This is a genomic window from Pseudomonas sp. Irchel 3A18, from assembly GCF_900187465.1.
GTDB classification, from domain to species: domain Bacteria; phylum Pseudomonadota; class Gammaproteobacteria; order Pseudomonadales; family Pseudomonadaceae; genus Aquipseudomonas; species Aquipseudomonas cichorii.
The window spans coordinates 105,586-118,953 of record NZ_FYDI01000013.1; the positions used below are offsets into that span (position 1 = coordinate 105,586).

Here is a 13,368-nt window from a genome sequence, read left to right on the forward strand (position 1 = left end):
TCACGGCTCTTTGTCGTATGACCAAAATGGGTCCGACACCACGCTAATGGTGCCGAAATTACCCCAAATCGGTTCTATAGAGCTAGCAAGTGATTGCTTCCATCACACTTTCGTAAAAGTTTAGATGACAGCGAAGGTGCCTTGCGCCTTGGCGACCAGTTTATCGTCCTGGACCACTTCGGCTTCGACGACCAGTGTGCGGCGTCCGGCGTGAAGTACCCTGGCGATGCATAAAACCTCGCCTTCGGACACGCCGCGTACATAGTTGATCTTGCATTCGATGGTGACGCTGCGCTGGTCGAAACCATGGGAGCTGGAACACGCCAGCCCCATGCCGATATCCACCAGGCTGAAAATCGCCCCGCCGTGCATCACGTTGCCACGGTTGCGCAGGTGCGCCTCCAGTGGCAACGCGACCTCGGCGACACCTTTATCCAGACGCCGCAGCTCGCAGCCGAGCATCTTGAAGTAGGCGCTATGGGTCAGATCTTCAGGGATATCCATCAACGCTTCTTCAACTGTTTGGCATTGGCGAACAGTGATGCCATGGCGTTATTGGCCGGAGCCGCCGTTGCGGTTTCCTTGCGTGGCGCACTGCTTTGCTGGCGCGGCGCAGAACCCGGACGCGGGCCACGGGCACCGTCGATTTTCTCCCCTGGCGTATCGCTCATGCGCATCGACAGACCGACACGTTTGCGCGGAATGTCGACTTCCATGACCTTGACCTTCACGACGTCGCCAGCCTTGACGGCTTCACGCGGGTCCTTGATGAACTTCTCGGACAGCGCCGAGATATGCACCAGACCATCCTGATGCACGCCGATATCGACGAAAGCACCGAAGTTGGTGACGTTGGTGACCACGCCTTCGAGGATCATGCCCAGTTGCAGGTCCTTGAGGTCTTCGACGCCGTCCTGGAACTCGGCAGTCTTGAACTCCGGACGCGGGTCGCGGCCCGGTTTTTCCAGCTCTTGCAGAATGTCGGTTACGGTGGGCAGACCGAAGGTTTCGTCGGTGAATTTCTTCGGGTCCAGGCGTTTCAGGAAGCTGGCATCGCCGATCAGCGAGCGAATATCACGATCGGTTTCAGCCGCAATACGCTGTACCAGCGGGTAGGCTTCCGGGTGAACGGCAGACGAGTCCAGCGGGTTTTCGCCATTCATGACGCGCAGGAAGCCGGCAGCCTGTTCGTAGGTCTTTTCACCCAGACGGCTTACTTTTTTCAGCGATGCACGGGTCTTGAAGGCACCATTTGCATCACGGTGGGCAACGATATTTTGCGCCAGCGTGGTGTTCAGGCCCGAAATACGCGCCAGCAAGGCTACCGAAGCGGTGTTCACGTCGACGCCGACGGCGTTCACGCAGTCTTCGACCACTGCATCCAGGCCACGGGCCAGTTTCAGTTGCGAGACGTCGTGCTGGTACTGGCCGACACCGATGGATTTCGGGTCGATCTTCACCAGTTCGGCCAGCGGGTCTTGCAGGCGACGGGCAATGGAGACGGCACCACGGATCGAAACGTCCAGATCCGGGAACTCCTTGGCTGCAAGCTCGGAAGCCGAGTACACCGAAGCGCCAGCCTCGGACACCATGACCTTGGTCATTTTCATTGCTGGATATTTTTTGATCAGCTCGGCAGCCAGCTTGTCGGTTTCGCGGCTGGCAGTGCCGTTGCCGATGGCGATCAGGTCTACCGAATGCTTGGCGCAGAGCGCGGCCAGCACAGCGATGGTCTGATCCCACTGGTTTTTAGGCACGTGAGGGTAGACGGTGGCGTAGTCGAGCAGCTTGCCGGTGGCATCGACCACCGCCACCTTGCAACCGGTGCGCAGGCCCGGGTCGAGACCCAGTGTGGCGCGCGGGCCGGCCGGAGCGGCCAGCAGCAGGTCGTGCAGGTTGTGGGCGAATACGTTGATCGCTTCGGTTTCTGCGCTGTCGCGCAGTTCGCCCAGCAGGTCGGTTTCCAGATGGCTGTAGAGCTTGACCTTCCAGGTCCAGCGCACGACTTCGGCCAGCCACTTGTCGGCAGGGCGGTTCTGGTTCTGCAGGCCGAAACGTTCGCCGATCATCAGTTCGCACGGGTGCAGGGTGCCTGGCAACTCTTCACCGACTTTCAGCGCAGAGCTGAGGAAACCTTCGTTGCGGCCACGGAAAATCGCCAGGGCGCGGTGCGACGGCATGCTCTTGAGCGGCTCGTCGTGCTCGAAGTAGTCGCGGAACTTGGCGCCTTCCTCTTCCTTGCCGGGCACTACGCGGGCACTGATCACGGCTTCCTGCATGAGGAAGCTGCGCAGTTTGTCCAGCAGCGTGGCGTCTTCGGCGAAGCGCTCCATCAGGATGTACTTGGCGCCTTCCAGCGCAGCCTTCACGTCGGCCACGCCTTTCTCGGCATCGACGAAACGTGCGGCTTCGGTTTCCGGTGTCAGGGACGGGTCGTTGAAAAGACCGTCCGCCAACTCGCCCAGGCCCGCCTCAAGTGCGATCTGGCCTTTGGTGCGGCGCTTCTGCTTATAAGGCAGGTACAAGTCTTCGAGGCGTGTCTTGGTGTCGGCAAGATTGATGTCGCGGGCCAGCTCCGGGGTCAGCTTGCCTTGCTCTTCGATACTGGCAAGGATGCTGACGCGACGCTCGTCGAGCTCGCGCAGATAACGCAGACGCTCTTCCAGATGGCGCAATTGCGTGTCATCAAGGCTGCCGGTCACTTCCTTGCGGTAGCGTGAGATGAAAGGCACGGTCGAGCCTTCATCCAATAGTGCTACGGCCGCTGCGACCTGTTGAGGGCGCACGCCCAGTTCTTCGGCGATGCGGCTGTTGATGCTGTCCATAAGACCACCTGGAGTTGTGAGCAAAAAACTGGATTCTTTACAAAAAACTGTCTTGCCTGCCCTTCGCTCGCCGGCCTTGTAACAATACCGGCGAACCGCCATAGTCCGGCACAGCCTGACTTTGAGGGCCGCGCATTATACCCGGCGAACTCCAATTAGGGGATTGGCCGGTCCATGCGAGCAGTTTTGCTCAGCAGAATCACTCATTCATGTCGGCCCCAGTAAAATCTGCTAACAATGCACACGGTGCGCATCACCGCAGCTACGCCATAATGCGCCCCGAGATCAAAGGAGCATCCGATGAGCAGCACTGCACAAAATGCTGAAGGCGAAAAAATCCTGATCGTCGATGACGATCCGGGGTTGAGCAGCCTGTTAGAGCGTTTTTTCACCAGCAAGGGCTATCGTGCCCGTGCGGTGGCAAACGTCGAACAAATGGACCGTTTATTGTCCCGCGAGGTTTTCAACCTTGTGGTTCTGGACTTGATGTTGCCCGGAGAAGACGGCCTGTCTGCTTGCCGTCGTTTGCGTGCAGCCAACAATCAGGTGCCGATCATCATGCTCACTGCCAAAGGCGATGAGCAGAGCCGTATCAAGGGGCTGGAGCTGGGCGCAGACGATTATCTGGCCAAGCCTTTCAACCCGGACGAACTGATGGCCCGCGTCAAGGCGGTCCTGCGTCGTCAGGCCGCGCCGGTGCCCGGTGCGCCCGGCAGCGAAGACGAGTCGGTCAGCTTCGGTGACTATGTATTGTCCCTGGCGACCCGCGAACTCAAGAGGGGCGATGAGGTACACATGCTCACCACCGGTGAATTTGCAGTACTCAAGGCGCTGGTCATGCATGCTCGCGAGCCGCTGACCCGCGACAAACTGATGAATCTGGCCCGTGGCCGCGAATGGGATGCTCTGGAGCGCTCCATCGATGTGCAGATTTCCCGTCTGCGTCGCCTGATCGAGCCGGACCCGTCCAAGCCACGCTATATCCAGACTGTCTGGGGCGTGGGTTATGTGTTCGTTCCGGATGGAGCCGGGAACCGCTGACAGGTCGATTGCCAGCGCAGAGCACTGAAGTCCTTGCCACTTGCGTCGATAGCCTGAACGGGCTATCGACGTTTTGGTTTTCGCGTTCGTACCATGGCCTGGACCACGATCCGCAAACTTGCGAGCCCGGCTCGCCCTGCAAAGTGTATAGCTGCAGTTATGAAGACTCCGCTCTGGTTTCCGCAAAGCTTTTTCTCACGCACCCTCTGGCTGGTGCTTATTGTCGTGCTGTTTTCCAAGGCGCTGACGCTGGTCTACCTGCTGATGAACGAAGACGTGCTGGTCGACAGGCAGTACAGCCATGGCGTCGCCTTGACCTTGCGCGCCTATTGGGCCGCGAATGAAAACGACCGTGAAGCGATTGCCGAAGCTGCCGGCCTGATTCGTGTGGTTGGTGGCGGCGTACCTGAAGGCGAGCAGCATTGGCCTTATAGCGAAATCTATCAGCGCCAGATGCAGGCAGAGCTTGGGGCCGATACCGAAGTGCGTTTGCGGGTTCATGCACCTCCTGCTCTCTGGGTTCGGGCGCCGAGCCTCGGGGATGGCTGGCTGAAAGTGCCGCTTTACCCGCATCCACTGCGCGGGCAGAAGATCTGGAACGTGTTGGGCTGGTTCCTGGCCATCGGGCTGTTGTCCACCGCATCGGCCTGGATTTTCGTACGACAGCTCAATCAGCCGCTCAAACGGCTGGTTTTTGCAGCCCGCCAGTTGGGGCAGGGGCGCAGTGTGCGGTTGCCGGTCAGCGATACGCCCAGTGAAATGACCGAGGTTTATCGAGCCTTCAACCAGATGGCCGAGGATGTCGAACAGGCCGGGCAGGAGCGTGAGTTGATGCTGGCGGGGGTTTCCCATGACTTGCGCACGCCTCTGACCCGCCTGCGTCTGTCGCTGGAGCTGATGAGCGACGAGAACGAGTTCACCGAAGGCATGGTGCGGGATATCGAGGACATGGACGCCATTCTCGATCAGTTCCTGGCCTTTATCCGCGATGGGCGCGACGAGGAAATCGAAGAGGTCGACCTCAGTGATCTGGTGCGTGAGGTGGTCGCGCCATTCAATCATCCGGATGAGCACATCCGCCTGTGTCTTGAACCGATTCCGCCTTTCCCACTGCGCCGGGTTTCCATGAAGCGCCTGCTGACCAACCTTATCGGCAACGCCATGCACCACGCTGGCAACGGGATCGAAGTCGCCGCTTATGTTTCCGGCGATACCAGTGCTCCTTATGTCGTGCTGAGTGTGCTGGACCGGGGGGCAGGTATCGATCCTTCGGAGCTGGACATCATCTTCAATCCGTTCATTCGTGGTGACCGGGCGCGCAGTGGCAAAGGCACTGGCCTTGGGCTGGCAATCGTCAAGCGGATCGCCGCGATGCATGGCGGTAATGTCGAACTGAGAAACCGTTCCGGTGGCGGGCTTGAAGCAAGAGTGCGTTTGCCGCTGGGGTTGATGCTGCCGAGGGATGCGGTCTGATTTGTTGTAGGAGCGAATTTATTCGCGAGACGTCATTGAGGCCGATACATTTTCTTCGGATGTACAGGCCTCTCGCGAATGAATTCGCTCCTACCCGTATGAATTCTCAGGCAAACCCGTGCTGGCGCCAGGCCTCATAAACGGCGACGGCGACGGTGTTTGACAGGTTCAGGCTGCGGCACCCTTCGCGCATGGGAAGGCGCAATCTTTGCTCTGTGGTCAGTGAGTCGAGAATATCGGCTGGCAGGCCACGACTTTCCGGGCCGAACAGGAAGGCATCGCCCTTTTCGAAGCTGACGTCGTGGAACGGGCGCGAGCCTTTGGTCGTAAAAGCGAACAGCCGCGGGTTACCGATCTTTTCCAGGCATGTGGACAGGTCGGCATGGGTTTGCAGCGTGGCATACTCGTGATAATCGAGGCCGGCCCTGCGCAGGCGCTTGTCGTCCAGCTCAAAGCCCAGGGGCTCGATCAAATGCAGGGTGCAGCCACTGTTGGCGCATAGCCTGATCACATTGCCGGTATTCGGCGGAATTTCTGGTTGAAAAAGGATGACGTGAAACATGCACGGCTCCGAACGAAGGGACGGGATGCATTCTACCCCCGAAGAGGACCCCAGGCCGAAGCTATGGCCAAGAGTTCTTGGTTCGATGGCGATTGTCGGCTTTACCATCGGGATGATAATCGGTCGTCTGCAGCAACCTGCGCCTCTGGAACTGGAGCAGATCGAGGAGTTGCCCACGGGGCTGGCGCTCTGGTTCAACGAACAGCCGCAGATTCAGGGCGATCATGTCGACGGAACAGTCGTCCTGCGTTTCGAGTCCTGGGGGCGGCCATGGAATGGTCAGTTGCGCATCGACAACAAGGTTGCGCGCTGGAAGCTTGAGCGAAACGGGAAGGATTTGGTGCTGACTCTCCTAGCGGCCCGTCCACTGCATGGCGACTGGCGCACTGCAGAGGTGGACGGGCGCTGGAGACTGGAGGTCAGTCTCCGGGAGGAATAAAAGAGGGGAATCCCCGGCCTGCCTGTACCAAGGTCCCCAAAACTGGTGATGTATAACCTAATGCAGAGTGCGTGCCAGTTTTGAGAATTCTTTTGTACTGTCCTTGTTTTCTGCCTCAAACCCTTGTGCGAAAGGGCTTTTGAGGACGTGCAGAACGCTTTTCGATTCAGGCGAGGGTTTTTTCTCGGCAATATTCCGGTTTCAATAAGGCACCAAAATGGTGCCTTGTATGAGGTTTGTGCGCTAATTGCGGCGTTCTTCAGTGATTCTGGCCATGCCAGGGCACCAGCTTGCGTTGCAGCGCCCGCAGGCCCAGTTCCATCGCAAACGCGATCACGGCAATCACCAGAATCCCCAGGATCACAATATCCGTCACCAGAAACTGCGCGGCCGACTGCACCATGAAGCCAAGCCCGCTGGTGGCTGCAATAAGTTCGGCCGCCACCAGTGTCGACCATCCCACACCGAGCCCGATTCGTATGCCGGTCAGAATGTCCGGCAAGGCGCTGGGCAGGATCACATGGCGGATCAGTTGCCAGCGGGTGGCGCCCAGGGATTGCGCGGCCCGCAGCCTGGTCGGGTCCACGGTGCGTACGCCGGTTGCCGTGGCAATGGCGATGGGCGCGAAAATCGCCAGATAGATCAACAGCACCTTGGAGAATTCGCCGATGCCGCACCAGATCACGATCAAGGGCAGATAAGCCAGCGGCGGAATGGGCCGATAGAACTCGATCAGCGGGTCGAAAATGCCTCGGGCGATACGGTTATGGCCAATGGCGATACCCACCGGAATGGCGCTGAGGATCGCGGCCCCCAATGCCAGGCCGATACGTTGCAGGCTGGCGCCCAGGTGCTGCCAGAGGTTTGAGTCCATATAGCCGGTGGTCAGCAGCAGCCAGCCTTTCTGCAGAACGTCTGAGGGCGGTGGCAGAAACAGCGGTTCGATCCACTGCGCAGCGGTCACCACCCACCACAGGCCCAACAGGACCGACAGCGTCAGGACACTGATGGTGCGGGTGCTCAGCTTCAATTGCAGCGGAGCACGGGCAGTTTTCCCTTTGGCTGTCTTGGCCTGGGTCTGTAATTCATAGCTGCTCATGCGCGCTGCTCCCGTGTGAGGTTGCGCTGGGAAAAGACGCTGGCCAGTACGTGTTCGCGGGTTTCGATAAAGCGTGGATCGGACTTGATCGCCCGTGCCGACTCACCGGCGCTGTAGCGTTGCCCGAAGTCCAGTTGCAGGCGTTCGGCAATATGGCCGGGATTGGGGGCCAGCAGGATCAGGTCGGTTGCCAGGAAGACGGCTTCTTCGATGTCGTGGGTAATCAGGAACACCGGTTTGGCGGTGCGTCTCCAGACTTGCAGCAAAAGTTCCTGCATCTGTTCGCGGGTGAAGGCATCGAGGGCGCCGAAGGGTTCGTCCATCAGCAGCACCCGAGGGTTGGCCGCCAGCGCTCGGGCCAGGCCGACACGCTGTTTCTGTCCGCCCGACAGTTGCCAGATTCGGCGCTGCTCGAAACCGGCCAGGTCTACCAGCGCCAGCATTTCCCGGGCTTTCGCTTCGCGTTCTGCCCGAGAAACGCCTGCCAGTTCCAGGCCGAAGGCCACATTGGCCAGCACATCCTGCCAAGGCAGCAGCGCATCGTCCTGAAACACCACGCCACGCTCTGCACTCGGGCCTTCAACAGCAATGCCGTCGAGGGTGATACGCCCGGCGCTTGGCTGGACGAAGCCCGCAATCAGATTGAGCAATGAGGTTTTGCCACTGCCGGAAGGGCCAAGGGCGACCAGCAGTTGCTGCGGCCCCAGTCTCAGGTTGATATCCGCCAGCACAGGCTCTGCCGCGCCGGGGTACTGTGCGCTTATACGCTTCAGTTGCAATAGAGCCATGGCTGTTGCCTCATTCTCGATCAGGTGGGTTATTGGGGAATGAACTTGGCGCTGGTGTAGGCCGAGTAATCAGGCAGTACCGCATCGACCTTGCCCTGTTCCTTCAGGAAGGCAGCGGTCTTGGTGATGGCCTCGATGGTTGGTGCGCTCAACAGGGCTTTCTGGTCGGCGGCCAATGGATAGACGTTACCTTCCAGTAGCGCCGGAATATCGGCCGTCTTCGCACCGGACAGCTTGCTCAGTTTTTCGATATTGCCGGTATTGGCGATCCAGGCATTCGGGTCCTGACGGTAGCTGGCGTAGGCATCGAGGGTCACCTTGGCGAAGGCGCTGACCAGTTGCGGGTTCTTGGCCGCGAAGTCCTTGCGCACGATCCAGGCGTCAAAGGTCGGCGCACCGACCTTGGCCAGTTCGCCGGAGGTGATCAGCACCTTGCCGGTTTCCTTGGCCACGCCCAGCGCCGGGTCCCAGACGTAAGTGGCGTCGATATCGCCGCGCTTCCAGGCGGCAGCAATGGCGGGCGGTGCCAGGTTCACAATCGTGACCTTGGCCGGATCGATGTTCCAGTGCTTGAGCGCTGCCAGCAGGCTGTAGTGGCCTGTGGAAACGAACGGCACGGCGACTTTCTTGCCGATCAGGTCTTGTGGCGTATTGATGCCTGAGCCGTTACGGGCGACCAGTGCTTCTGCGGCGCCGATCTGGGTGGCGATCAGGAAGGTTTCCACCGGCAGTTTGCGGGTGGCTGCGGCGGTCAGCGGGCTTGAGCCGAGGTAGCCGATCTGTACATCGCCCGAGGCAATGGCGGTGATGACGTCTGCGCCGTTCTCGAACTTGCGCCATTCGATCTTCGAGTTTGTGGCTTTCTCATAGGCGTTATCTGCCTGGGCGACCTTGGCGGGATCGACGGTGGTCTGGTAAGCGACAGTGAAGTCGGCGGCCTGAGTCAGGAAAGAAGCGCCTGTCAGCGACAAGGCCGCCAGCAGGCGCAGGGAGAAGTGCAGTTTCATGGTGATGCTCCGAATCAGGCGGGCCGGGGACTGGCTGGTTACGGAGCGTAAATGATCTAAGAATGTAGAAATAAATAACTTTTTTGAATTAGCTTATGAGCCGAAAACGAGACTTTTCCTGACGTAGGAGCGAATGAATTCGCTCCCACGCAGATTGCGCATGACGACTTCAAGGCTTCCACACCTGCACATCCTTGGCATCCACAGCCTTGGGCAGCAACCCCGCTGCCAGGAACGCATCGGCAATGCTTTGTTGCTCATCGAGTTGGCTGGCTTGAACAGCTTGCACCTCATAGCTGCGACGAGCGTTGGCTGCCTCAACGGTGGCAACGTCCAGATTGCCCCACAGCGGGCTCAGGATTTGTGCCGCTTCGTTCGGGTGAGCTTTGACCCATTCGCCGGTTTTCTTGAGTTCGGCGAACACCACCTTCAGGACTTCCGGGTTGCTATTGGCATAGGGCGTGGTGGTCAGGTAATAGCGTTTGTAGCTGGCCAGGTCAGTGCCGTCGGCCAGGGTGCGGGTAGGCAACTGGCGCTGTACGCTGCTGAGGAAGGGTTCCCAGGTGACCCAGGCGTCCACCTTGCCGTTCTCGAAGGCGGCGCGGCCATCGGCGGGTGTGAGGTAGGCGGGATCAATATCGGTGAACTTCAGGCCGGCCTTGTTCAAGGCGGCAATCAACAGGTAATGGCTGCCAGCGGCTTTGGTGACCGCGATTTTCTTGCCCTTGAGATCGGCCAGGGTTTTGAACGTCGAATCGCTGCGCACGACAATCGCCTGGGCTGATGGAGAAGAGGCTTCCTGAGCGAAATACGTCAGCCGCGCTCCCGCCGCCTGAGCAAAGACCGGGACCGTATCGGCGACATCGGCGCTCAAGTCGACATTCCCCACGTTCAGTGATTCGAGCAAAGGCAAGCCACTGGGAAACTCATGCCATGACACCGAAATGCCCTTTTTGTTCAGTTCACGCTCCAGCGTACCCTGGCTTTTGAGCACCGAAATGAGCGTTGAGGACTTCTGAAAGCCGATTCGCAAAGTTTCTTTTGCGTGTGCTGGCACAGAAAGTGTCAAGGTGGTGGCAATTGTCATAATTACTGCTAGTTGATGCGCAAGTAACCGTTTTGTAAGGGATTTTATCTTCATTGTGCGGGTTTTCCGGTTGGGATTTCGTGACTGGAGAGTCGAGATCCGGTTGTCCGGTAGCTGAAAACTAAACGATCTGACGAATGGTCGAAAAATATTTTTTGGGAATTAGCTTATTTGATGGATACACTCCTGTGCGTCCTGGTTGAAATGCGTTGTGACATATATCAAATCAGTCTAAAAGCGTTACGAATAATTGCTTTTGGATTTATCGGATTTTCACTACCTTGCACCAGTGACAACGCGGTCTAGTCATTTGAGTCTCGAGGCGCACAGTCACCATTGACCTCTGGTCGGGCCTGTCGCTTAACGCGAATACATGGGTCAGAGCCTTGCTCGGCACCATGGATTAAAAAAATTAGATTCACGAGGAGCGTAGCAATGAAGAAGTCCACACTGGCCCTGGCCGTAACCTTTGGTGTATTGGCTCAGCAGGCCGGCGCAGCAGGTTTCATTGAAGACAGCAAGGCGACCATCAGTTCTCGTACCCTGTACTTCAACAATGATGTGCGTGAAGGCCGCGGTGCTCCAGATCAGCGCGAAACTACTACTGGTCTCAAGTTCGATTACATCTCTGGCTTCACTCAAGGCACTGTCGGTTTCGGTCTCGATGCTCAAGCGGTAGTGGGTCTTCATCTGGGCGGTGGCATTCAGAACCACGGCACTGGCACAAGCAACCCGGTATTGCCAACCAAAACTGACGGTTCTTCGGTCAGCGACTGGAGCCGCGCTGGCGCCAACGTCAAGGCTCGCTTCTCCAAGACAGAGCTGAAAGTCGGTAACGCTCTGGCTCCTAACCTCCCTATCCTGGTGAGCAACGATGGTCGCCTGCTGCCACAAGCCTTTGAAGGCGGCATTTTGACCTCCAAGGATCTGGACAACGTAACTTTCACAGCCGGTCAACTGACTCGCAGTATCGGTCGTGCATCGAGCAACTGGACTGACCTTTCGGTTAACGGTTCTGCCACAGGCAGTGATGCATTCCGTTTCGCGGGTGCTGACTGGAAGGTCACCAAAGACCTGACCTTGCAGTACTACTTCGCTAACCTGGAAGACTTCTACAATCAACACTTCCTGGGCTTGGTACACGTTTACCCGATCGCTGAAGACCAGTCCTTCAAGACGGACCTGCGTTACTTCAACAGCAGCTCCGATGGCAAAAACGGCAGCCTCAGTGGTCGTAATCAAGGCTACCTGTTCAACAACAACAATGGCTATGCCAAGACTGCAGGCGAAGTTGACAACCAAACCTGGTCTGCCATGTTTACCTACACCTTGGGTGGTCATGCATTCTTGGTCGGTCACCAACAAGTGGGTGACGATGGTGGCTTTGTCAACCTGAACCAAGGTAGCGTTCGTGATGGTCGCGGTCGCCTAGAAGGTAACGGTGGTGCAAGCTTCTACCTGTTCACGGACTCTATGGTCAACGGCTTCACCCGTGCCGGTGAAAACACTACCTTCGGTCAGTACTCGTATGACTTCGCCAAGGTCGGTGTTCCAGGCCTGAAAGCTGCGATTGCTTACCTGAATGGCCGTGACATCAAGGATGCCAACCCGACAGTCAGCACCGAGCACTCCGAGTGGGAGCGCGACATGCGTGTTGACTACGTGATCCAGAGCGGTCCGTTGAAAGGCTTCGGTACTACCGTACGTCACGGTACTTTCCGCGGCGACAGCACTTCTACTGCTGACACCGACCAGACCCGCCTGATCTTCAACTACACCTACGCTTTCAAATAAGCCTGGTCAGTTGAAAAGGAACCCCGCTTCGGCGGGGTTCTTTTTGTCCGAAATTCAATATTCTTTTCAGGTCTAACCAAATCGATATCCATTCTTTTTAATTTTTTAGCAGGCGGTGCACAGTAGGCTCATAACTCAACGAACACCCGACCGAACAAGGAGCAACACCATGACACTGCGACTTGGCGATATCGCCCCTGACTTTGAACAGGACTCCAGTGAAGGCCGCATCCGTTTTCATGAATGGCTGGGCAATAGCTGGGGTGTGTTGTTTTCCCACCCGGCGGATTTCACGCCGGTCTGCACCACTGAGTTGGGGTTCACTGCCAAATTGAAGGACGAGTTCGCCAAGCGCGGCGTCAAGGCCATTGCGCTGTCGGTGGACCCTGTCGATTCTCACGTCAAATGGATCGATGACATCAACACCACGCAAAACACGCTGGTCAATTTTCCGATCCTGGCCGATGCCGATCGCAAGGTTTCCGATCTGTACGACCTGATCCATCCCAATGCCAGCGACACGCTGACCGTGCGCTCCCTGTTCGTGATCGATCCGAACAAGAAAGTACGCCTGACCATTACCTATCCAGCCAGCACCGGGCGTAATTTCCACGAGATCCTGCGGGTCATTGACTCACTGCAACTGACCGACAACTACAAGGTCGCTACACCAGCCAACTGGGTCGATGGTGATGATGTAGTGATCGTGCCGTCCATCAAGGACGAAGCCGAGATCAAGGAACGCTTTCCTAAAGGCTACAAGGCCGTCACGCCTTACCTGCGCCTGACGCCACAACCGAACCGCTGATTTTCAGATTTATCGAGTGGGGTTATTCGGGCCGATTTATCGGCCCTTTTTTATGTGCGCAAATTTTTGCGCACCCCATCCTTGATAAAACACCCCTGAAATCCCCTCCAAGCCTTATGAACAGGGCTTTTCGACCACCTGCGCAAGATATTGCGCAGGTGCGCATGGGCTTGCGCACTTTTTCGGGATTTTTGTATGAAAAATAACCAGTTTTTAGGAGGTTTAAATTTAAGCTATTGATTGTTATATAGAAAAATTAACAGGCATGACTCTTGATACTGACCGTTCCCACGTCCGGGCGATGCCGCTCGGCAACCCTCAGGGAACAAGGGATGTTCATGCTCGTTTACCAGGCCAGCCGCCTCATCACTCTTCACCTCCAGGTATCCGCTGAAGACGCACGCAACGGTGCGTCCCATGACTAAGAAACACGGCACCCTGCAAG

12 protein-coding genes are annotated in these 13,368 nt (G+C 57.6%); 5 read left to right on the forward strand and 7 right to left on the reverse strand.

Features of this window, described 5'->3' with window-relative positions; all coding sequences use genetic code 11:
* Positions 1-120: 120 nt before the first annotated feature.
* Together CKW23_RS21065 and CKW23_RS21070 are read right to left on the reverse strand one after the other, a co-directional pair.
* On the reverse strand, positions 121-504 hold the full coding sequence (locus CKW23_RS21065) for a PaaI family thioesterase (RefSeq protein WP_095068285.1): 384 nt from the start codon (positions 502-504) through the stop codon (positions 121-123).
* On the reverse strand, positions 504-2,825 hold the full coding sequence (locus CKW23_RS21070; RefSeq protein ID WP_095068286.1) for a Tex family protein: 2,322 nt from the start codon (positions 2,823-2,825) through the stop codon (positions 504-506). The genes CKW23_RS21065 and CKW23_RS21070 overlap by 1 nt, the downstream gene beginning before the upstream one ends.
* Positions 2,826-3,125: 300 nt before the next feature.
* Here CKW23_RS21070 and ompR point away from each other — a divergent pair, with 300 nt between their 5' ends.
* A complete protein-coding gene (gene ompR / locus CKW23_RS21075; RefSeq protein WP_025262398.1) occupies positions 3,126-3,866 on the forward strand; it encodes a two-component system response regulator OmpR in 741 nt (246 codons plus the stop codon).
* 159 nt (positions 3,867-4,025) lie between these two features.
* Complete coding sequence (locus tag CKW23_RS21080) at positions 4,026-5,339, forward strand: ATP-binding protein (protein ID WP_095068287.1); 1,314 nt, start codon at positions 4,026-4,028, stop codon at positions 5,337-5,339.
* 106 nt (positions 5,340-5,445) lie between these two features.
* Here CKW23_RS21080 and trmL read toward each other — a convergent pair whose 3' ends face one another.
* Positions 5,446-5,901 (reverse strand): tRNA (uridine(34)/cytosine(34)/5-carboxymethylaminomethyluridine(34)-2'-O)-methyltransferase TrmL, encoded by a 456-nt coding sequence (trmL, locus tag CKW23_RS21085; RefSeq protein WP_095068288.1) that lies wholly within the window; start codon positions 5,899-5,901, stop codon positions 5,446-5,448.
* On the opposite strand from trmL, the gene CKW23_RS21090 reads away from it, so the two are divergent.
* On the forward strand, positions 5,900-6,340 hold the full coding sequence (locus tag CKW23_RS21090; protein WP_095068289.1) for a hypothetical protein: 441 nt from the start codon (positions 5,900-5,902) through the stop codon (positions 6,338-6,340). The genes trmL and CKW23_RS21090 overlap by 2 nt on opposite strands.
* A gap of 259 nt (positions 6,341-6,599) precedes the next feature.
* On the opposite strand, the gene tauC is transcribed toward CKW23_RS21090, so the two are convergent.
* The 4 genes from tauC to CKW23_RS21110 all read right to left on the reverse strand — a co-directional run bounded on the left by tauC (position 6,600) and on the right by CKW23_RS21110 (position 10,321).
* Complete coding sequence (gene tauC / locus CKW23_RS21095; protein ID WP_025262394.1) at positions 6,600-7,439, reverse strand: taurine ABC transporter permease TauC; 840 nt, start codon at positions 7,437-7,439, stop codon at positions 6,600-6,602.
* The gene (gene tauB / locus CKW23_RS21100) at positions 7,436-8,227 is read right to left on the reverse strand and encodes a taurine ABC transporter ATP-binding subunit (protein WP_025262393.1); all 792 of its coding nucleotides are present in this window, start codon (positions 8,225-8,227) and stop codon (positions 7,436-7,438) included. Before tauB ends, tauC begins: the two co-directional genes overlap by 4 nt.
* A 29-nt stretch (positions 8,228-8,256) precedes the next feature.
* Positions 8,257-9,234: a taurine ABC transporter substrate-binding protein gene (tauA, locus tag CKW23_RS21105; RefSeq protein ID WP_095068290.1), complete on the reverse strand. Its 978-nt coding sequence runs from the start codon at positions 9,232-9,234 to the stop codon at positions 8,257-8,259.
* 169 nt (positions 9,235-9,403) lie between these two features.
* Positions 9,404-10,321, reverse strand: coding sequence for an aliphatic sulfonate ABC transporter substrate-binding protein (locus CKW23_RS21110; RefSeq protein WP_236249456.1), 918 nt, complete (start codon positions 10,319-10,321; stop codon positions 9,404-9,406).
* Positions 10,322-10,756: 435 nt separating this feature from the next.
* Between CKW23_RS21110 and CKW23_RS21115 the strand changes: the two genes are divergently transcribed.
* Positions 10,757-12,115, forward strand: a complete 1,359-nt coding sequence (locus CKW23_RS21115) for an OprD family porin (RefSeq protein WP_095068292.1) — start codon at positions 10,757-10,759, stop codon at positions 12,113-12,115.
* Positions 12,116-12,284: 169 nt separating this feature from the next.
* A complete protein-coding gene (locus tag CKW23_RS21120) occupies positions 12,285-12,923 on the forward strand; it encodes a peroxiredoxin (RefSeq protein WP_095068293.1) in 639 nt (212 codons plus the stop codon).
* Positions 12,924-13,368 lie beyond the last annotated feature (445 nt).

Excerpts from the sequence above, each read along its gene's own strand:
- trmL (WP_095068288.1), bottom strand. The coding sequence starts at position 5,901 with ATGTTTCACGTCATCCTTTTTCAACCAGAAATTCCGCCGAATACCGGC.
- CKW23_RS21070 (WP_095068286.1), bottom strand. The coding sequence starts at position 2,825 with ATGGACAGCATCAACAGCCGCATCGCCGAAGAACTGGGCGTGCGCCCT.
- tauB (WP_025262393.1), bottom strand. The coding sequence starts at position 8,227 with ATGGCTCTATTGCAACTGAAGCGTATAAGCGCACAGTACCCCGGCGCG.
- tauC (WP_025262394.1), bottom strand. The coding sequence starts at position 7,439 with ATGAGCAGCTATGAATTACAGACCCAGGCCAAGACAGCCAAAGGGAAA.
- CKW23_RS21065 (WP_095068285.1), bottom strand. The coding sequence starts at position 504 with ATGGATATCCCTGAAGATCTGACCCATAGCGCCTACTTCAAGATGCTC.
- CKW23_RS21120 (WP_095068293.1), top strand. The coding sequence starts at position 12,285 with ATGACACTGCGACTTGGCGATATCGCCCCTGACTTTGAACAGGACTCC.
- CKW23_RS21110 (WP_236249456.1), bottom strand. The coding sequence starts at position 10,321 with ATGACAATTGCCACCACCTTGACACTTTCTGTGCCAGCACACGCAAAA.
- CKW23_RS21090 (WP_095068289.1), top strand. The coding sequence starts at position 5,900 with ATGCACGGCTCCGAACGAAGGGACGGGATGCATTCTACCCCCGAAGAG.
- ompR (WP_025262398.1), top strand. The coding sequence starts at position 3,126 with ATGAGCAGCACTGCACAAAATGCTGAAGGCGAAAAAATCCTGATCGTC.
- CKW23_RS21080 (WP_095068287.1), top strand. The coding sequence starts at position 4,026 with ATGAAGACTCCGCTCTGGTTTCCGCAAAGCTTTTTCTCACGCACCCTC.
- CKW23_RS21115 (WP_095068292.1), top strand. The coding sequence starts at position 10,757 with ATGAAGAAGTCCACACTGGCCCTGGCCGTAACCTTTGGTGTATTGGCT.
- tauA (WP_095068290.1), bottom strand. The coding sequence starts at position 9,234 with ATGAAACTGCACTTCTCCCTGCGCCTGCTGGCGGCCTTGTCGCTGACA.